Annotated in this window: 17 protein-coding genes and 1 pseudogene; 14 read left to right on the forward strand and 4 right to left on the reverse strand. The window is 61.9% G+C overall.

The window, feature by feature from the left end; genetic code table 11:
* The first annotated feature begins 128 nt into the window (after positions 1-128).
* From rpoN to HZF05_RS08065, 3 genes are all read left to right on the forward strand, one after another.
* Positions 129-1,622, forward strand: a complete 1,494-nt coding sequence (rpoN, locus tag HZF05_RS08055) for an RNA polymerase factor sigma-54 (RefSeq protein WP_160366275.1) — start codon at positions 129-131, stop codon at positions 1,620-1,622.
* 246 nt (positions 1,623-1,868) lie between these two features.
* Entirely contained in the window at positions 1,869-2,375 is a 507-nt protein-coding gene (locus tag HZF05_RS08060; RefSeq protein ID WP_160366276.1) for a DUF1993 domain-containing protein, read from the forward strand.
* Positions 2,372-2,935: a DNA-3-methyladenine glycosylase I gene (locus HZF05_RS08065; protein WP_160366277.1), complete on the forward strand. Its 564-nt coding sequence runs from the start codon at positions 2,372-2,374 to the stop codon at positions 2,933-2,935. The genes HZF05_RS08060 and HZF05_RS08065 overlap by 4 nt, the downstream gene beginning before the upstream one ends.
* Here the strand turns inward: HZF05_RS08065 and HZF05_RS08070 are convergent.
* Together HZF05_RS08070 and HZF05_RS08075 are read right to left on the reverse strand one after the other, a co-directional pair.
* On the reverse strand, positions 2,932-3,111 hold the full coding sequence (locus HZF05_RS08070) for an oxidoreductase-like domain-containing protein (protein WP_220129766.1): 180 nt from the start codon (positions 3,109-3,111) through the stop codon (positions 2,932-2,934). The two genes, HZF05_RS08065 and HZF05_RS08070, sit on opposite strands and share 4 nt — an antisense overlap.
* 14 nt (positions 3,112-3,125) lie before the next feature.
* Positions 3,126-3,320 (reverse strand): hypothetical protein, encoded by a 195-nt coding sequence (locus HZF05_RS08075; RefSeq protein WP_181638826.1) that lies wholly within the window; start codon positions 3,318-3,320, stop codon positions 3,126-3,128.
* A gap of 181 nt (positions 3,321-3,501) precedes the next feature.
* Here HZF05_RS08075 and HZF05_RS21830 point away from each other — a divergent pair.
* Positions 3,502-4,237: pseudogene (locus HZF05_RS21830) on the forward strand (integrase core domain-containing protein).
* A 13-nt stretch (positions 4,238-4,250) separates the two neighbouring features.
* On the opposite strand, the gene HZF05_RS08085 reads toward HZF05_RS21830, so the two are convergent.
* Complete coding sequence (locus HZF05_RS08085; protein WP_246331784.1) at positions 4,251-4,493, reverse strand: N-terminal phage integrase SAM-like domain-containing protein; 243 nt, start codon at positions 4,491-4,493, stop codon at positions 4,251-4,253.
* Between the two features lie 354 nt (positions 4,494-4,847).
* Here HZF05_RS08085 and HZF05_RS08090 point away from each other — a divergent pair, with 354 nt between their 5' ends.
* From HZF05_RS08090 to HZF05_RS08115, 6 genes are all read left to right on the forward strand, one after another.
* The gene (locus HZF05_RS08090) at positions 4,848-7,022 is read left to right on the forward strand and encodes a TonB-dependent receptor (protein WP_160366278.1); all 2,175 of its coding nucleotides are present in this window, start codon (positions 4,848-4,850) and stop codon (positions 7,020-7,022) included.
* 77 nt (positions 7,023-7,099) lie between these two features.
* Positions 7,100-8,764: a carboxylesterase/lipase family protein gene (locus tag HZF05_RS08095; protein ID WP_160366296.1), complete on the forward strand. Its 1,665-nt coding sequence runs from the start codon at positions 7,100-7,102 to the stop codon at positions 8,762-8,764.
* Entirely contained in the window at positions 8,680-10,347 is a 1,668-nt protein-coding gene (locus HZF05_RS08100) for an AMP-binding protein (RefSeq protein ID WP_343046853.1), read from the forward strand. Before HZF05_RS08095 ends, HZF05_RS08100 begins: the two co-directional genes overlap by 85 nt.
* Entirely contained in the window at positions 10,340-11,077 is a 738-nt protein-coding gene (locus HZF05_RS08105; protein ID WP_246331786.1) for a TetR/AcrR family transcriptional regulator, read from the forward strand. Before HZF05_RS08100 ends, HZF05_RS08105 begins: the two co-directional genes overlap by 8 nt.
* Positions 11,078-11,225: 148 nt before the next feature.
* Positions 11,226-12,587, forward strand: a complete 1,362-nt coding sequence (locus tag HZF05_RS08110) for an MFS transporter (RefSeq protein WP_160366279.1) — start codon at positions 11,226-11,228, stop codon at positions 12,585-12,587.
* Between the two features lie 17 nt (positions 12,588-12,604).
* Positions 12,605-13,411 (forward strand): alpha/beta fold hydrolase, encoded by an 807-nt coding sequence (locus HZF05_RS08115; protein ID WP_160366280.1) that lies wholly within the window; start codon positions 12,605-12,607, stop codon positions 13,409-13,411.
* On the opposite strand, the gene HZF05_RS08120 is transcribed toward HZF05_RS08115, so the two are convergent.
* On the reverse strand, positions 13,408-14,508 hold the full coding sequence (locus HZF05_RS08120) for an alpha/beta hydrolase (RefSeq protein ID WP_246331788.1): 1,101 nt from the start codon (positions 14,506-14,508) through the stop codon (positions 13,408-13,410). The two genes, HZF05_RS08115 and HZF05_RS08120, sit on opposite strands and share 4 nt — an antisense overlap.
* Positions 14,509-14,683: 175 nt before the next feature.
* Between HZF05_RS08120 and HZF05_RS08125 the strand changes: the two genes are divergently transcribed.
* From HZF05_RS08125 to HZF05_RS08140, 4 genes are all read left to right on the forward strand, one after another.
* On the forward strand, positions 14,684-15,586 hold the full coding sequence (locus tag HZF05_RS08125; RefSeq protein WP_160366281.1) for an SDR family NAD(P)-dependent oxidoreductase: 903 nt from the start codon (positions 14,684-14,686) through the stop codon (positions 15,584-15,586).
* Positions 15,579-16,751 carry an acetyl-CoA C-acyltransferase gene (locus tag HZF05_RS08130; protein WP_160366282.1) on the forward strand — a complete coding sequence of 391 codons (1,173 nt, stop codon included), beginning with the start codon at positions 15,579-15,581 and terminating at the stop codon, positions 16,749-16,751. The genes HZF05_RS08125 and HZF05_RS08130 overlap by 8 nt, the downstream gene beginning before the upstream one ends.
* A gap of 157 nt (positions 16,752-16,908) precedes the next feature.
* Positions 16,909-18,399: a mannitol dehydrogenase family protein gene (locus tag HZF05_RS08135; protein ID WP_160366283.1), complete on the forward strand. Its 1,491-nt coding sequence runs from the start codon at positions 16,909-16,911 to the stop codon at positions 18,397-18,399.
* Positions 18,400-18,449: 50 nt separating this feature from the next.
* Positions 18,450-19,637 carry a DUF3089 domain-containing protein gene (locus tag HZF05_RS08140; protein WP_160366284.1) on the forward strand — a complete coding sequence of 396 codons (1,188 nt, stop codon included), beginning with the start codon at positions 18,450-18,452 and terminating at the stop codon, positions 19,635-19,637.
* The last annotated feature ends 309 nt before the right edge of the window (positions 19,638-19,946 follow it).

Below are 19,946 nucleotides of genomic sequence, written 5' to 3' on the forward strand. Positions count from 1 at the left end.
CCGGCTACGCCGGACCGGGCTGCACCGGCCCGCTCCCCCACCCAGCCTCCCGACAGAATGATACTGGATCGGGAGGCTGGGTGGGGGAGCGGGCCGGTGCAGCGTATCCGCGCTAGCGGATACAGATCATGAGCCTCGCCCCGCGCCTCGACCTTCGACAGTCCCAGTCGCTGGTGATGACGCCGCAGCTCCAGCAGGCGATCAAGCTGCTGGCGCTCTCCAACCTCGAGATCGAGGCCTTCATCGCCGAAGAGCTGGAAAAGAACCCGCTGCTCGACTCGGGCTCGACCGAGGAGGTGCGCGAAGCTGAGCCGGACGGTGACTTCGATGGCGACGCACCCGAGCCGACCGACGCGCTTGCCGGCCTCAATGGCGGTGGCGAGGACGCGCCGCTCGACGTCGATTATTCGGAGGAAACCTTCCACCACGACTCGCCGTCCGATCTGGCCGGCGCGCAGGGCATGGACGGCTCGCTCGGCCTCGCAGGCACGGCCACGGGCGGCGGCGAGGGTGGCGATCTTCAGGAGACCTTGGCCGGCGCTGAAAACCTGTCCGATCACCTGATGGCGCAGGCAGGCACGGTGTTCTCGGGCGATGCGCTGCTGATCGCGGGTCACATCATCGATGCGCTGGACGATGCGGGCTACCTGACCGTGCCGCTGCTCGACATCGCCGAGCGGCTAGGTGCGCCCCTGGGTCTGGTCGAGCGCGTGCTCGGCACGGTGCAGACCTTCGATCCAACCGGCATCGGCGCGCGCGATCTCGCCGAGTGCCTCGCGCTGCAGGCGAAGGAAGCGGATCGCTACGATCCCTGCATGGAGAAGCTGATCGCCCATCTCGACATCCTCGCGCGCGGAGACCTGCCGCGCCTGCGCCGCATCTGCGGCGTGGACGAGGAGGACATGGCCGACATGATCCGCGAGCTGCGTGCCTACGATCCCAAGCCCGGCCTGCAGTTCGCGGCGACAGAGACGCAGCCGGTGGTGCCCGATATCTTCGTGGCGCCCATGGCGAAGGGCGGCTGGGCGGTGGAGCTCAACAACGCCACCCTGCCCCGGCTGATCGTCAATCGCTCTTATTATGCCGAACTGGCGAGCGCGGCGGGTGATCGCACCAGCAAGGCGTGGCTCAACGACAGCCTGCAGAGCGCCAACTGGCTGATGAAGGCGCTCGACCAGCGGGCGCGCACCATCGTCAAGGTCGCGACCGAGATCGTGAAGCAGCAGGAGGCTTTCTTCCAGCGGGGCGTCGAGCATCTGCGGCCGCTGACGCTGCGCACCATCGCCGAAGCGATCGGCATGCACGAATCGACGGTGAGCCGGGTCACCTCGAACAAGTATCTCGCCTGCCCGCGCGGGCTGTTCGAGCTGAAGTTCTTCTTCACCAGCGCGATCCAGTCGGCGGACGGTGGCGAGGCCGCATCGGCGCAGGCGGTCAAGAGTCACATCGCCAGGCTGATCGCCGACGAGGCGCCCGACGACATCCTCTCCGACGATGCGCTGGTCGATCTGCTCAAGGAGCGCGGCTTCGACATAGCCCGGCGCACCGTCGCCAAGTATCGCGAGGCGCTCGGGCTGGGATCGTCCGTCCAGCGGCGACGGCAGAAAAAGCTCGCGGGATAAAAAAAGACCGCCCCGAAGGACGGCCTTAAGTTTTAGGAGAGGATGCCTGAAAGGCCCGATCTTTGTGCACTGCATCATTCGACTTCGCAAGTGCGAACGAAGCAAGTACCGATTGCGCCATCCGCAATTGCCGAGTGCATGACTCGAAAATCATCGCTTTCCGTAGCGTCATCGCTTCGTCTTCGCTCGTGCGATCCCCACTTCGCCTGTACCGAATATGCTTCCAGCCGCAAGGAGACCAGAATCATGTCGCTTTCCCTCTACGATGCGAGCGTCCCGGTGTTCATTCGGGGCTTCTCCAGCCTCTCCGCGATTCTCGACAAAGGCCGGGCTTTCGCGGACGAAGGGGGACTGCCGCATGCCGAATTGCTCGAAGCCCGGCTGTTCGACGACATGGCCCCGCTGACCGCGCAGATCCAGCGCTGCAGCGACACGGCCAAGGGAACGGCGGTGCGCGTCGGCAATGTGGCCAACGTGGCGATGGAGGACAAAGAGGCCAGCTTCGACGATCTGCAGGCACGGATTGTCCGCACCGTCGATTTCCTGAAGGGCGTTCCGGCAAACTGCATGGACGGTCGCGAGGAAGCGCAGATCGCCCTGCCGCCCAAGGGCGAGATCGTGCTGAGCGGGCGGGATTACGTGCTGGGGTTCGCGCTGCCCAACTTCTTCTTCCATGTCACGACGGCGTACGCGCTGCTGCGCATGAAGGGCGTGCCGATCGGCAAGCGGGACTATCTGGGAGCCATCCGGTGAGCGCGGGACGTTGCGCCTGGGCAGGCGGCGATCCGCAGATGCGCGCTTATCATGACGAGGAATGGGGCGTGCCCGAGCGGGACGGCCGGGCGCTGTGGGAAAAATTGATGCTCGACGGCTTCCAAGCGGGCCTCGCCTGGATCACCGTGCTGAGGAAGCGCGAAGCATTCCGCGCGGGCTTTGCAGGCTTCGACCCCGAAAAGGTCGCCCGCTTCGGCGAGGCGGAGATCGAGCGGCTGCTCGCCGACCCCGGCATCATCCGCTCGCGTGCCAAGATCGAGGCGACGATCGGCGGAGCCCGCGCCTATCTGACGATGCAGGAGCGCGGCGAGGATTTCGCCGATTATTGCTGGGGCTTCGTGGATGGTGAGCCGTTGCAGGGTGACGGCCACAGCCTTCCCGCCTCGACGCCGCTTTCGGAGCGCGTCTCGAAGGATCTGAAAAGGCGCGGCTTCAAGTTCGTCGGCCCGACGATCGTATATGCGTGGATGCAGGCGGCCGGGTTGGTCAATGACCATGCCCACGATTGCTTCCGGCGAAGAGTGGCGGCGAAGCTCTAGTCGCGCCGCTGCGTCACCTCCGCAGGGTCGAACCCGCGCTCGCGCACCAGTGCCTGCCAGCGGGCGAAAGCGTCGTCATAATAGTCGAAGATGCACGGACAGCAGCCCCGGCCGCAGCACATCGCCGCTTCGGGGCGTTCGGGCGGGCGCGGCAGGTCGTCCGGACTTTCCGTCACGATCCGATCGACGCTCAGTCCGTCTCTGGCGGCATCCGATCCGGACTTGCCGGTCCGTCCGCCGCTTCGCCATCCCGCTTCCTCGTCGCGAACAGCACTGCCGCGGCGATGGCCGCCGATCCGATCGCGGCACCTGCGGCGATCGTCGCGATGCGCGTGACGGACGCGTCGCTTTTGTTCTGTTTTACCGTGGTGCGTTTCTCAGCCATCCTCGCTCCTTCCCTGAACGATCTAGGCGGCTGATCTGAGGGAGCAAGACCAAAAGCGGAAATTTGACCAGATAACCGTAGCTAATTGATAGGCTCCGGGCCCGATTACATATCGGACTCGAAGCCTGTCGGCAGAGCCAATTCCGTCCAGAGTCCGGCTTGTTTCGAGTGCAACGCGGCGCTGCGTGGGCATGAGGCTGGCGTGAAGACCGCCGGGCTGTGCAGGAAGCACGGGATCAGCGCTGCGACATTCTACAACTGGAAAGCGAAGTACAGCGGCATGACCGTGTCGGAAGCGGCGCGGTCGCGGAGGTTGGAAGACGAGAACCGGCGTCTGAAGAAGCTGCTGGCGGAGTCGATGCCGGACGTATCGGCGCTGAGGGATCTGCTGGGAAAAAACTGACCCGGTCTGTGGATCGCTCGACTTCGTGTCGGATGCATTGACCTGCGGTTGGCGGTTTCGCCTGTTCAACGTCATCGACGACTATGGCCGGGAGTGCCTGGCCTGCATCGTCGATACCTCGCTATCGGTCGACGTGTCGTGCGGGAGCTGACCGCCATCGCCGAACGTCGCGGGCTACCGTGCATGGTGGTCAGCGACAACGGGACCGAAATGACCGGTCATGTTGTCTTCGCCTGGTGCCAGGACACCGGCGTCGAGAGGCATTACATCGCGCCCGGCGAGCCGCAGCAGAACGGCTTTGTGGAATCGTTCAATGGTCGCTTGCGCGACGAGTGCCTGAACGAGCACCTGTTCCCCTCGCTGGCTGCGGCGAGACGGATCATCGAGGCATGGCGGACGGACTATAACACCGTGCGTCCCCCACAGCAGCCTCGGCGGCACGGCGTCCGCTGAGTTTGCCAACCGCCCCCGCCAGGGGCATGAAGACACCGAAGCTAAGTTATCAACGGCCTGAAAACGGGGAGCAGTCAGCGGTATTCCTGCACCTTGCCGGGTGTGATCTCCGAAAGGCCGAGATTTCCGAAGAATGGTAGGAGATGAACCCGAAGGCGGATGCCATGCCCTTCTGTCCGGCGCTCGCTCGGCTGGCCTTCGGTGATGATCTGATATTCCTTCAGGAGTTGGTCGGCCGCTTGGCGAAAGGTCTTCTCCGATACCAGCAAGCCGGCGCGATCTTTGCCGCGAAAGCCGAGATACCAATCCTCTGCCACTTGCTTCGCCAATGACAGGCTATCGACCTTTGTGGACGATCGGCGCTGCGCGCCGCCCACGGAAGCAGAGCAATGCCAGTTACCGCCGTTGTTACGGCGATAGACTTGGACTTTATCGCCGAGGATCAGTCACGGGATCTGAAAGGTTGGTTGCTCGCAATTTGGAGCTTGCGGGATCGATGACAAAACTCGCATCGCCAGGCTTGGGTCCGCTGAATTTTTCCGACGCCAAACGTGCGACGACCACCGTCCATGTTTTCGTTCACTCGCCGGTGAACGAGTATTGACACGCGGGCCGTTCCGGCGCAATCCTCGACCACAGCATCTTCAGAATGCAAAAAGGGGAGGATAGACATGGTTCGTGCTCTAGGCTTGTCGGCGTCCATTTTGGCGCTCGGAGCAGCAGGGTCCGCCTTTGCGCAGGACAATGCGCCTGCGACCGCCGCTCAGCCGGTCGCGGCCTCGAATTCAACTGCGGCAATGCCGACCGCCGACATCGTCGTGACTGCGGAGCGCCGTACGACTAGCCTTCAGCGAACGCCTGTCGCGGCAGCGGTTCTTACCGGTGCGGATCTTACCGCGCGCGGCGTGAATTCGCTCGACCAGTTGCAGTTCGCGGTGCCTTCGACGACGGTTCAGAACTTCGGCCAGGGCAACAGCTTCAACATTCGCGGCATCGGCAAGTCCGAATCTAACAGCGCCACGGGCGTCGGCGTGATCACATATCGTGATGGCGTCGCGACCTTCCCGGGATATTTTCAGACCGAACCTTATTACGACATTGCCAGCGTCGAAGTTCTGCGTGGTCCGCAGGGCACCTTCGCCGGCCAGAACGCGACGGGCGGCGCTGTCTTCATTACCGAGGTAAATCCTGATCTCAGCAAGGTCGGCGGCTATATTCAGGGTCAGTACGGTAACTATAACGACGCCCGTATCCAGGGCGCAATCAACGTGCCGTTGAGCGATACCCTCGCTGTTAGATTTGCAACAAACGATGAGCGACGCGACAGTTTTTATCATTTCACCGGCCCCACCAATAAGGACGCGGGAGATTTGCGCGCGTACAGCGGTCGTATCAGCTTGCTCTGGCAGCCAACCAGCAACTTCAGGGTGTTGTTGAAGGGCGACTACAATAATCTCAATTTCCACGGCTATCCGGCCGACCCGGTTCTTTCGACCAATAATCGCTTCGACCTCACCGCAAATTCGCCGCAGGGGGCGAAGGACGAGTCCGGCCGTATCGTCCTCAATGCCGCCTACACCACCGATGGCGGTGTCGTGCTTCGATCGATCTCCGGCTATCAGCGTGGCACAACGGCTTTCCGGGCCGATACGGATGGCACCGACCGCGCGCCCAACACCTTCTTCGACAAGGTCGACGAGCGAATCTTCACGCAGGAAGTGAACATCGTCTCGCCCAACAGCGGTCCTTTTACGTGGGTGCTGGGTGGCTACTATCAGAACGACAAGCTCACCTTCCCGCCGGGCCAGTTCTCAACCGGCTCGCCCCCGGGCGTATTCGATCTTACACTGCAGGGCGTCAATCCCAAGACGACGGCCGCTGCCTTCGGTCAGGTCACTTACAAACTGGCCGACGGCCTGGAATTGCAGGCTGGCGCTCGTTATTCGCGGTCGACGTCGAGTCAGGACGGTTTTTATACCATCCCGGAATTTGGGCTCGTCATTCCGCTCCATGACAAGACCCGGGACAAAAAGGTCACCGGCAAGATTGCTCTGAACTGGACCGCCAACGCGCATAACTTTTTCTACGCCTTTGTGGCGACAGGCCATAAGGCCAGCGGCCTCAACACGGTCAATCTGAGCGGCGTGCCGCCGCTGCCCTTCGCGCCGGAAAATGTCACCGACTTTGAAGCTGGCTGGAAGTCCACGCTGCTCGGCGGCCATCTCAAGACGCAGCTCGGCGGCTATTACAACCGCTACAAAGGATTCCAGGTCACGATCGGAGACCCTCGTGCGCCTACCGTCGCGTCTATCCAGAACGTCAGCAGGCCGACAATCATCTGGGGTCTCGAGGCATCCGGTCAGGCGGTTTTCGGTGCCCTTTCGCTCAATTTCGGCCTGTCCTATTCGCACTCGAGCCTAGGCCATTTCTTCGCTGCAGACCCTCGCTTTGCGCAGGTCAGCAGCTGCGACAGCCAAAGCGGCCCCGTTTCGGCAAGCTGCATCGACCTGACCGGCAACGATCAGACCTATGCTCCGAAAATCACCGCGAACCTCGGGGTGCAGTATGTGATCCCGCTCGGAGACGCGATGACACTGACGCCGCGCGTGGACTATTCGCACATATCGCGGACCTGGGCGACCTTGTTCGAGAACAGCGCGCTCGGCGATCATCTCTCCGCGCGCAATATCGTCAACGCACAGCTCACCTTGGCGAAGGGGCCGTGGGAACTTACCGGCTACACCACCAACCTCAACAACCTCAGCTACACGACGGCGATCAATGCAGGGCTGCGTTATGCCGGCCTGCCGCGCCAATATGGTCTGCGCGTGACTCGGAACTTCTGATCGCGAGCGCCGGGGAGCGTGCATCGGGTGATGCGCGCTTCCCTCGCCATTTATCCGTTATGCGGGAGACAATCGCGATGGACAGCGCAACAGGAGCCCCATCCAACAGAAACGGATCCACGACGGTACAAGCGCCGGACGGGCGCCCGGTTGTCCATGCCCCGCAAGGCGCGGTGGCGGGTGTCATAGGCGATCACGGTGTTCGCGTCTTTCGGGGCATCCCCTACGCGATGCCTCCGCTCGGCGAGCTTCGCTGGAAACCCCCAGTCGCCGCGTCCGACTGGTCCGACACGCGCGACGCGAGCCGCTTCGGAGCCGCCTGTGTTCAGCCGGCGTCGCCGTCTGGCAGCATATATGCGGACGAGCCTCCCGAAATGAGCGAGGATTGCCTCACGCTCAACGTCTGGTCGCCGGCGGATGCGCAAAAGGCGCCTGTCATGGTCTGGATCCATGGCGGTGCTCTGCTCACCGGGTTCAGCGGCAGCACGATGTATGATGCGGCTAGGCTGGCCGCAGAGGGTGTCGTCGTCGTTTCGATCAACTATCGCCTCGGCATTTTCGGTTTTCTTGCGCACCCCGGTCTGAGCGCAGAGTCGCCACAAGGCGTTTCGGGCAACTACGGGCTTCTCGATCAGATCGAAGCCTTGCGGTGGGTTGAGCGCAATATCGAAGCTTTCGGGGGCGATCCCGCGAACGTGACGGTCTTCGGCGAATCCGCGGGCGGATTGAGCGTCATGCACCTTCTGGTCAGCCCGCTCGCCAGAGGATTGTTCGCCAAGGCAATCGCGTCGAGCGCCTACATGATCTCGACGCCCGCTCTTGAGGCGTCAGTCCATGGCCTGCCATCCGGCGAGCAGATCGGGAGCTCGGTCTCGGCAGCGCTGCAGGCGCCGGACGTTGCGGCCTTGCGCGCGATCGACGCGGCAGTTTTGAGCGAGGTCGCCAACAAGGGCGGCTTCATGGCACAGGCCACGATCGACGGCTGGTCTTTGACGCGCCAGCTTGTCGAAAGCTTCGATCTCGGCGAGCAGGCGCCCGTGCCGTTGATCGCCGGCTTCAACGCCGGCGAGATCCGGACGCTTCAGGTCCTCGCACCGCCAGTTCCCGACGACGCCGCAACCTATGAGGCCGCGATCCGAGAGCGCTATGGCGATCTGGCGGATGCGTTCCTCGCACTGTATCCCGCCTCCGATCTTGAAGAGAGCGTCCTCGCGGCAACGCGCGATGGGATCTATGGCTGGACCGCTCAGCGTCTGGTCGAGAAGCAGGCCGGGCTCGGCGTGTCGTCGTTCCTCTACTATTTCGACCATAGCTATCCCTCAGCCGATGCACGCGGCATCCCCGCGTTTCACGCCTGCGAGGTGCCTTATGTGTTCGGCCGCCTCGGACCGGGCGTCGAGCTGCCGCACAATTGGCCGGCACCACCGCCGACGTCCGACGAGGTCGCGTTGTCCGACGCGATGATCGGCTATTGGGCGTCGTTTGCGAAGACCGGGACGCCCGTTGCCAGCGGCGCCCCCGCCTGGCCCACTTACGGATCCGGCAAGACCTATTTGGCATTTCGGGAGCAGCCCGCTGCATCCGATCATCTCCTTCCCGGAGCCTATGCCCTTCAGGAAGAGGTGGTCACCCGCAGGCGACATGTCGGCGGACTACCGTGGCTGACGAACATCGGCATCGCCTCGGAGCCAATTCCCGCGACTGTTTTGCCGACGACCTCCTCGATGACGACCACTCAGTGAGTTCGCGACCCATGCAGCCTTACGCGCTTACCCTCGATAAATTCCTGGATCACGCCGCCAAGTGGCATCCCTCGGCCGAGGTCGTGACAGGGCGCGACGGGACAGTCGCGCGGATCGGTTACGCGGATTTGCGCGTAAACAGCTGCCGGTTGTCCGGGGCCCTTTTGGCGCTGGGACTTCGACCGGGTGACCGCCTGGCGACGCTCGCGTGGAACAGCCAGGCGCACATGGAATGCTGGTTCGCCGCCATCGGCGTGGGGATCGTCTACCATACGCTCAATCCGCGCCTTTCTTCTGCGCATCTCGCAGCCATGATCCATCGCGCGGAAAACAGGGTACTCGCGGTCAGTCAGGGGCTAGCGCCCTTGGTCGAAGACCTGCTTGATCGGTGCCCGACGATTGAACACGTGATCATACTGGACGAGCCCGGCGCCCCTGACGTCGCGCCGACCTCCGAGCGGGTCCGGATCTGGCGACAGGACGCGCTTCTGTCCATGCACGGCGAAACCGTGCCGTGGGGCGGATTCGACGAGAACACCGAGGCGGGCTTGTGCTTCACCTCGGGGACGACTGGCGCCCCGAAGGGTGTTGTCTACACCCACCGCTCGAACTATCTGCTGACCCTCAACATCCTTCAGGCTGGCATCTTCGGGATCACTGCTCAGGACGTTGTCCTCCCCGCCGTTCCGATGTTCCATGCGAATGGCTGGGGGCTGCCGTTCGCGGCTCCTGCTGTCGGTGCAAAACTTGTGCTTCCCAGCCGCAATGCCGACGGAGCGAGCATCGCGCGCCTCATCGCCGATGAACAGGTGACGGTTGCGGCCGGAGTGCCGACGGTCTGGCTCGCGTTGGTCGATCATCTCGAGAAAGTCGGCGGCGAGCTTCCGTCGCTCAAACGTGTCCTATTCGGTGGATCGCCCGTCCCCCAGGCGCTGATGGATCGCATCGAAGACCGCCTCGGCGTCACGGTGCAGACGAGTTGGGGCATGACCGAGCTTTCGCCGCTCGGCACCGTGACGCCGTCGAATGTGCCGGTCAGGACAGCATCGAAATCCGGCCGTCCGTCCATCGCGGTCGATCTGCTTCTCTGTGACGATACGGGTGCCGCTCTGCCACAGCAGCGCGGGGTGGAAGGCTATCTCAAGGTCCGCGGCCCAAGTGCCGTTGAACGCTATTTCGGCGAGCCGGAAATGGCCACTGACGCGAACGGCTGGTTCGACACCGGCGATCTTGCGATGATCGACGCAGATGGCAATCTTTCGATCACCGGCCGGGCCAAGGACCTCATCAAGTCCGGCGGCGAGTGGATCAACCCGGGAGAGATCGAGGCGATCGTCGGCGCGCTGCCCGGCGTTGTCCTGGTTGCGGTGATCGGCCGCGCCGACCCGAAATGGGGTGAGCGGCCGGTTTTGATCGTTGAGACCCGCAAAGGCCATTCCGTTACCGATGAAGACATCAAGGCCGCGTTGAGCGGGCGGGTGGCAAGTTGGTGGCTTCCAGATGCGATCGTGCGGGTTTCGCAAATGCCTCTGGCCTTCACCGGCAAGATCGACAAAATGCGCCTGAGGGCCGAGCATGGGTGATGCCTCGGCCGTGGAAGGACGTATGACGGACAAGCCAAAGCCGACGCCAAAATCGACCAAGAAAGCGGAACAGCGCGCGGCGACGATGGAGCAGATTTACGACGCGGCCGAGTATCTGTTTTCGAAACACGGACTCTATGGCGTCACCCTTCGCGACGTGGCGCAGCGCATCGGCGTTCACCACTCGCTGCTAAACTATTATTTCAAGGATAAGAAAGAGCTGTTCGATGCCGTAGTCGCCCGCCGTGCCCCGGTTACGATTGAACGACGTAATAAAGCTCTTGATGAATATGAGCGCGAGGCTGCCGGGAAACCAACCGTCGAAGGCTCTTTGCGCGCGTTTCTTGATACTGATCTCGATCTCTACATCGGAGCCGACGAGGGGTGGAAGAACTATGCCGCGCTCGGAGCACAGATCAGCAATACTCCGGAATGGGGCGCTGATCTCATGGACACGCATTTTGATGCGATCGTCCTGCGCTTGATCGGGTTGCTCAAACGAGCACTGCCGGATTGTCCGGAAGAGGATATCTTCTGGGGCTATCACTTCGTGACCGGGGCGCTGATGCTCACGCTCGGTCGAACCGGCCGCATCGACCGACTTTCGGGGGGGCTGTGCGAGTCGGACGATTTTGCCGCCGTTAAAGCGCGAATGGCGACGTTCATGGCGGGCGGATTTCTTGCCATCTGTGAGAAGCGAGCGATCGACCGCAAAGAAAGCTTGGGCTGAGCAAACGTTAAAGATCCGTCGTACTGACCGCGCGGAGGCCGCCGGCACACCCGGCATAAATATTCACTAACTGGATAATGAGTATTGACGTCCAGACAGCAGCCGTCGATATCAAGGCGAGGTGTCGAAGAGCACCCGGGAGAGGTCGGTGCCGGAAAACGAATCATTGAGCCTAGATGGCGATCGTATTTTGCGCGGTCAGAGCGCGGAGGTGACCTTTCCACCACCGAGCACCGTACAAAGAACAGCGTGGGGTGCCATCGTACTGCTCGCGATAATGCTGTTCGGCGGGACGCTGATGCGAGCCGTATTCGGCCCCTTGCAGGACGCGGCGAAGATCGACCTGCGAATCTCGGACGTTCAGATGGGGATCGTACAAGGCCTCGGCACCGGTGGGCCGATCGCACTTCTTTCCGTGCCGATCGCGTGGTTCATCGATCACGGCAACCGTAAGCGGCTGCTGGTCGTCCTGATGCTTTTGTGCGTCGGAGGTACATTTTGGACATCTTTCGTCCACAGTCTTCCTGGGCTTTTCATGAGCCGAACGATCGGCTCGCTTGGCGCGCTTGCCGCTATCTCCGTTGTCATTTCGATGGCGGCCGACATGAGCACCCGCGCGCATCGCGGAAAGGTCCTCCTTCTGCTCTCGCTGGGCGTCTGGGCTGGCCTGGCCGCCGCTGTCGCGGTGGGCGGAACCTTATTCGACTATTTCGATCATCACGCGGATTGGTTGTTCGGCCCGACAGCGTCGTGGCGCGAAGCTCACATCGTCGTCGCGTTCATCGGCGCTGTGCTGGTTGCTCCCGTGCTCGTCATCCGTGAGCCTGGCCGCCACGAAATCGAAACCCACAGCACCTCGGTGACGCCAGCGTTGCGAGCCCTCTGGGCCAAAAAGCAATTCCTTGCACCGCTGTTTGTCGGTCAGCTGGGCGTCGTCATGGCGGAAACGGCCGCAGGCATCTGGTCGGCGCCGGTGCTGATCCGCGACTATCATCAAACCCCCGGTCAGTTCGCTGGCTGGGTAGGCGGCGCGATCCTGTTTTCCGGTATTCTCGGATCCGCAATCGGCGCGGTCAGCGCGGATCGGGGACAGCGTAGCGGAAAGCGTGGTGCCTTGCTCTACGGTGCTGTCATGGCATCGGTGGTCGCCATACCAGTCGCATTCTTTCCGATCATGCCGACGCTGACCGGCTTCGCGATCCTGTTCACGCTGGTGATGTTGTGCGGCACGATCCACGACATCGTCTCGTCGATTGCGGTCACCGTGATGATACCGAATGAGGAGCGCGGCATCTGCATGGCGCTTTTCGGTATCGTGCGCTCGATCATCGGATTCAGCCTCGCACCGTTGCTCGTCACTTGGGGTAGTCTGGCGCTCGGTGGCGAGAGCCACCTCGCTTTTTCGCTCGCGATCGTCGGTGCCGTAACCGGGGTCCTGTCTTTGGCGGGCTATGCACTGTGCGTCCGCCATGCGCCGATCGTTGAGCCTGCACGACCCTCTCAGGCCTGAGCCTCAAGGAGCGAAGGATGCCATTCACCACCAATGCGGGCATCAGGCTGTTCTGGGAGGAACGTGGGCAAGGTTCGCCGCTCCTCCTGGTTATGGGACATCGGTACAGTTCCGCGATGTGGTATCCGGCACTAGATGCGCTCGCAGCCAAGCATCGGGTTATCAGCTTCGATAACCGCGGGACAGGCCGGACCGACAGCGCGACCGGCTTCTCCATCGCGGACATGGCGGACGATGCCCTGGCCGTACTCGATGCTGCTGGGGTCGATCGCGCGCATATCTACGGCGTCTCGATGGGAGGTGTCATCGTTCAGGACATGGCTATCCGCCACCCGGAGCGGGCTCTGTCGCTGATTGTAGGATGCTCCGGCATGTTGACGCGGGAAAAGCCTCGCGCGCCTCTGATCGTACGCGCACTCTATTATGTGCCGCCAAAGATACTGGCCTGGTTATTTCGCAACATGCCGCATGGCTACGGCAGTGCGGCCTCCGCTGATCTGATCGCCCACGACAAGGCTGTGGTCGAGCGGGACCCGATATCGATGCGCGGAGTCCGCGCACAACAGAGAGCGATCCGCAAGCACAGCGTCTCTGTGGAACAGGTGCGCGCACTGACCATGCCCGCGCTCGTACTGCACGGCGATGAAGACCGGACAGTGCCTCATTCCTATGGCGTCGAACTCGCCGATACGCTGCCTAGGGCCAGGTTCGTATCGCTGCCCGGCGCTGGCCATAATTATCTGATTGCGCACCAGGATACCGCCAACACCGCCGTACTGACATTCCTGGACGAGGTGGACATTCCAGGACCGGCGACCGCTTAATCGGTGCAATTCTCCTGCGTGAGGTTGCAGGACTTGGGCTGAAGAAAGCGGCGCAGAGCGTCCACCATATCGCGGCGCGCCTGAACTGCGACGGGGACACCGGGAGCGATATCGAAGGCGTGAAAGGCGCCGGGATAGATGTGGAACTCAACCGGGATGCCGGCGCGGAGCAGGCGCTGCGCATAGGCCATATCCTCGTCGACGAATAGATCGAGCGCACCTGTCGCGAGGAAGGTCGGTGGTAGTCCGGAAAGATCGTCTGCTCTTGCTGCCGCTGCATAGGGCGATACGCCGTTTGAGCCTGGCGCACATCCCAACAGCGCAGCCCATCCGAAACGATTATTCGCGGCCGGCCAGATGAACTCTCCGGCGGTGGGGTGTAGCTCGCCCGCCGAACCGGTACGGTCGTCGAGCATCGGATAGACCAGATGCTGGAAAGCAAGCGCATATTCACCTCGGTCGCGGGCGAGCAAGGCCAGGGCGGCTGCCAAGCCGCCGCCCGCACTTTCGCCCATCACGCCGATCCGATCGCGGTCGACACCTTCCGATCCAGCATTCGCGAACGTCCAAGCCAGCGCGTCGTAGCAATCCTCGATGTTGGCGGGAAAAATCGCCTCCGGTGCAAGCCGGTAATCGACCGAGACGATTGCGCAGTTCAACTCATGGGCGAGCATCATATGGATCGGCGCCATATCTCTGGCGGCTCCCATAACGAATCCTCCACCGTGCATGTGGAAGACACATGGAAATGGACCCGTCCGATCGGGCTTGTACATCTGCAACCCGATATCGGGGCCACCCGTCCGGCTCGCAATCGAGAGCGTTCGCCGGCTTATGCCGCTGACCTCGGCGGCAGGGATGGGCAAAATTCGTGCCCGCGCCTCGGCAAGATTGTCGACGGTCAGCAGGCGCGTCGGAAAGAGGTCGAGAAGCGGGCGGAGGTCCGGGTCCACCAGATCGATCGTGTTCATGCATCCTCCGCCGGCTCGCACCTGGGTGGCCGTTGCCCGGCCATCGAGACCATAAAAAACAGGACCATACTCACTAACCCCCGAGTGAACAATATTGACCCGGTCTTGAGCGGTGTGGCATAGCAAGATCGAGACGCCGATAGAGCGGATGCGACGACAGCGGGAGAGGGGCCTTGCGGGAAGGTGACGAATTTGGAGGCCATCGTCCGGCGCGCTCCGCCTTTTGCGTCGCGATCAGCTATAGCGCGCGGAACGTCATCAAGGTCCGCTTCGGCCGCTCCCGTTTCGACCTGGAGATAGCATGACCATTGATCTTTCCAATCGTGTGGCGATCGTCACCGGTGCTGGCGGCGGACTTGGACGCGAGCACGCTTTTCTCCTGGCAAAGCGCGGTGCCAAGGTCGTTGTGAACGAGTTGAGCGAAGAGGGAGCTGAGCGCGTTGTCGAGGAAATTCGCGCGGCCGGTGGCGATGCTGTTGCGGCGCCGGCGTCCGTCACCGAGTTCGCTCAGGTCGAGGATATGGTGCGCGCAACGCTCGGACGCTGGGGTCGGATCGATATCCTTGTCAACAATGCCGGAATCCTTCGCGACAAGACTTTTACGAAGATGGATCTCAGTGATTTCCGTCTTGTAATGGACGTACACGTCATGGGTGCGGTCCATTGCACCAAGGCGGTTTGGGAACACATGCGAGAGCGCAACTACGGCCGGATCGTTTTGACGACGTCCTCGTCAGGCCTCTACGGAAGTTTCGGGCAGGCCAATTATGGCGCGGCCAAGATGGCGCTGGTTGGGCTTATGCAGACGCTCGCACTGGAGGGCGCACGAAATGGGATCCGCGTTAACTGCATCGCGCCGACCGCTGCGACGGCGATGACCGAGAACATACTTTCGCCCGAGATGCTCGCCTTGTTAGCGCCCGGCATGGTCAGCCCTGGCGTGCTGGCGCTCGTCGGCGAGGATGCGCCCACGCGGACCATACTCTGCGCCGGCGCCGGCGGCTTTGAACAGGCTCATGTGACGCTTACTCGAGGCATATTCGTCGGTGCCGCCGACGATGCGGCCGAGCAGATCGCGTCGCGCTGGAGCGAGATTGGGAACGAGACCGGAGGCAGCATACCGGAGATGGGCCGCGCCCAGCCCGAACTAGAGCTTGCTAAAGCGCAGAACAGCCGCGCTCGTCAGGAGCAGGAGCATGCGTGACGCCGTCATCGTTTCCACGGCCCGCACGCCGATCGGCAGAGCCTATCGTGGCGCCTTCAATGCGACACCGTCGCCGACGCTCGCCGCTCACGCGATCCGCGAGGCCGTGGCTCGAGCCGGCGTCGATCCAGCCGAGATCGACGATTGCGTGATCGGATGCTCCCTGCCCCAGGGAGTCCAGCAGACGATCGGCCGCACTGCGGCGTTACGGGCTGGGCTTCCGGTCACCGTCGCTGGTATGACGATCGACAGACAATGTTCGTCGGGCCTGATGACGATCGCCACCGCTGCTAAGCAGATCATCGTAGATCGTATGGACGTGATCGTGGCGGGTGGGGTCGAGTCGATTTCGATGGTCCAGACCCCGGCTTTGCGGGTTGATCCGGACCCAGGCCTGTTGGCCCTCCACGACGATGCCTACATGCCGATGCTGGACACCGCCGAAACCGTCGCGCGCCGCTATGCGATCGGGCGGGATGCGCAGGATGCTTATGCGCTGCAATCCCAGCAGCGCACGGCGGCCGCCCAGCGGGCGGGTCGCTTTGACGCCGAAATCGTGCCGATCGATGCAGTCATGATCAAGACCGACAAAGCGACCGGCGAAACGAGCGAGGTCGGCATTACGCTTGCGCAGGATGAGGGCAATCGCGCTGACACCACGCTGGAGGGTCTGTCGTCGTTGAAGGCTGTCCGTCCCGAGGGCACGATCACGGCGGGCAACGCGAGCCAGCTCTCCGATGGGGCGTCTGCCTGTGTCGTGATGGAGGCGAACCTAGCCGAAAAGCGTGGGCTACAGCCGCTTGGCCGCTACGTCGGCATGGCTGTCGCCGGAACCAAGCCCGACGAAATGGGGATCGGCCCGGTGTTCGCCATCCCCAAGCTGCTGAACCGGTTCGGCTTGTCGATGGGCGATATAGGCCTGTGGGAGCTCAACGAGGCATTCGCCGTCCAGGTAATCTACTGCCGCGACACGCTTGGAATCCCGGACGAACTCCTCAATGTGAGCGGCGGCGCGATTTCGATCGGGCATCCTTACGGCATGTCGGGCGCACGGATGATCGGCCATGCGCTGATCGAGGGCAAAAGGCGCGGCGCGCGCTACGTCGTCGTGGCGATGTGTGTTGGCGGCGGTATGGGCGCAGCCGGCTTGTTCGAGATCCTGTGACCCTTCGCTTACTCGGTGCGACTACCGGGCCCATCGATACGGACACGATCAATGAGGTCTCCGAAGGGCTGCCATTTTTGCTCGGTTGGAAGCTGAAACCGAGCCGGCCGCAGAGACAGCCAGTGGCAGATCAGCAAGCGATTGTTTGGAGATACAGGTGGGCGCGACCGATCACATAGACTTGGCCCGCTCCACCCTCGGTGCACTCCCTCAGGGTGTCGCCGCACCTGTATTCGATGTGGCGCGCGTTCGACCGGGGATCGTCCATCTGGGTCTTGGCGGTTTCCACCGTGCACATATGGCGCGCTACATCCATGATCTCATGGAGGTCGACGAGACGGCCCTGGATTGGGGCATCATCGGCGTAGGCTTGCGCCCGACCGATCGTCCTCTGCTCGATGCGCTGGGTGCTCAGCAAGGGCTCTACACTCTCGTCGAACGCGACGCGAAAGGTGAGCAAGCGACCGTGATCGGATCGATCTGCAAATGTGTTGATGCTTCCGAGACATCTCGGGTCCTGCTGGACGCGATCGATGATCCCGCAATCCGGATCGTCAGCTTAACCGTGACCGAGCATGGCTATTGTCTCGATCGTGCGACGAAGACACTCGATATGGAAAGCGCCGCGATCTTGTATGATCGTGCGCATCCGAACGACCCATGTACCGCAGTCGGCGTGTTGGTCGAAGCCTTCTCACGACGTCACGCCGCAGGATTGCCCGCATTCACGACACTGAGTTGCGACAATATCCAGCACAATGGAGATGTCTTACGGGAGGCCGTCCTGACGCTCGCTCGCCTTCGCGATACAGCCCTTGCAACATGGATCGAACACGAAACACAGTTTCCCAACACGATGGTCGATCGCATCACTCCTGTTCCGAGTGAAGAACAGACCGAAGCGCTTCAGATACGGACTGGGCTCCATGATCGCGCGCCGCTGCTGGCCGAGCCGTTCCGACAGTGGGTGATCGAAGATCGCTTCACTGCGGGGCGTCCTGCCTGGGAAAAGGTCGGGGCGCAATTCGTCGACGATGTCGCACCGTACGAAATGATGAAGCTCCGCCTCCTCAACACGAGCCACCTTGTGGTGGCAGGGCTCGGGCAACTCGCGGGATACAGGCTGATCGATGAAGCGATCAGCGATCCGCTAATCGGTCGCACCATGCGCGCCCTGATGGTACGCGAGACCGAGCCGACACTGGCGCCAGTGCCGGGCATCGACCTGGCCGCTTACAAGGATGACTTGCTCGCCCGTTTCGCGAACCCAGCCATCCGCGACACAGTGGAACGCGTAAACGCTGATGCACCGATCAACCTGTTGCTGGATCCCATTCGCGATCGGCTGGCAGCGAATGCGCCTATCGATCTCCTCGCGCTCGGACTCGCCGCTTGGCTCCGTCGGGTTCGGGGTGAGGATGACGCCGGTCAACCGATTCCGGTCCATCACCCTTTCGCCGACGAATTGCGCAAACTTGCGATCGAAGGCGGCGCAGATCCGGAGCCGCTACTCTCTCTGCGTCAATTGTTCGGCGATTTGGGCGAGGATCCGAATCTCAGGGCCAACGTGGGGCGCTGGTTGGCGGCCCTTTATCAGATAGGAGCACGTGCGACCCTTAACCAAGCGGCGCACGCAGGTCTGATTTAATCGCAGTCAATCGCAGGTACGGAATGGATCGGGGAGACGACCGGAAAATCATGAGAAAGATGGCGATAGTGGATCAGACAGCCCGAATCGTGCCTGCGCCGTTCCGGCGCTGGATACGACGTATTGTTATTGCCCTGCCGATCGTGCTGCTCATCCTGGTTACAGTTGGCCGAAGCGAGATCGTCGGCGCGATGAGGCACCCATCGACGCCGTTCGATGTTAAAGCTGAGCCGCCGCCCCCCGATTATTCGCAGCAGAAAGCCTGGATGGCGTTCCCAGGTCGGCGCGGTCTTGAGCGTTCAGTCCCTCCTGGCTATGCCGTGGTCGGCGATGAAGAGGCGCCTGCCGACGTGTTCTTCATCCATCCAACGACCTATCGTGACAACGACATCTGGAACGCGCCTTATGATGCTCCGGATTCCAAGGCGCCGCTCAACCCGCCAGTCTTGCTTGAGCAACTGAGCGTATTCAACGGCTGCTGCCGTATGTACGCTCCCCATTATCGTCAGGCCACGCTCGCCGGTCTAAGCAAGAGCCAACCAGCAATGGATCTTGCCTATTCGGATGTCCTCCGTGCCTTTCGCTTCTACATCGCTCACGTGAATAAAGGACGGCCTTTCATCGTCGCCTCGCATAGTCAGGGAACGGCACATGCCGTACGTCTCTTACAGGATGAGATCATAGGAACGCCGTTACAGAGCAGACTCGTCGTTGCCTATCTGGTTGGCGGCTACGTGCCGAGCGACTTTGCCAAGATCGGAATGCCCGCTTGTGAGGATTCACGTCAGATTGATTGCGTCCTGTCCTGGAACACGATCCAAGCAGGACGCAATGGCGCCCGGATGCTGATCGACAACAAGACCTATTATTGGCAAGGTAAAATGAAAGATCATGACCAAGCGCCGGCAATTTGCGTTAATCCGCTGACTTGGAACGAAACTGGTTCTGCGCTAGCGCAAGCCAACTCGGGCAGCGTCCCCTTTCCAAAGGCACCCTTTCCAGTCGGCCCTTCCTCGCTTCCTCTTTTTGAGCATCTTACAGGCGCCGTCTGCCACGGAAATCTCTTGGAGGTGGATATCCCGCGATCCTCACCCAGAGGCTTTAGGGATATTCTGAGCCTTTTATTCGGCAGTTACCACCTGAGTGATTACGGCATATTCTATGCCGCCATTTATCGCAATGCGATTGATCGGGTGAATGCATGGAAACAAAGGCATAACTCTACCAGACTACCATGAGAATGCCGAATGTTGAATTTTCTTCGATCGCCACCCGATACGACAATCTCGCTGACAACTTCCTCGCGCTGGTCAAGCCCGCCGCAATATGGCTGTGGCTCCGCGCTAATAGCCCACGGCCTAGCCTGCTTTTCGACGCGGCATTGCGGGGTTGCGGCTTAGCCCCGCTGGTCGAGAGCCTGATCGAGCCTCCAACGCCGACCGCGACCGAATCGAGGTGAAGCTCGTGACGTGCGCCCCTGATTGTTACCACTCAGAGGTAGAGTCCGGCTCCTTCATGATGGTTGGTTGAGGGGATGGCAACGGGGC

Origin of the sequence: Sphingomonas chungangi, from assembly GCF_013778325.1 — a bacterium.
GTDB lineage: Bacteria > Pseudomonadota > Alphaproteobacteria > Sphingomonadales > Sphingomonadaceae > Solisphingomonas > Solisphingomonas chungangi.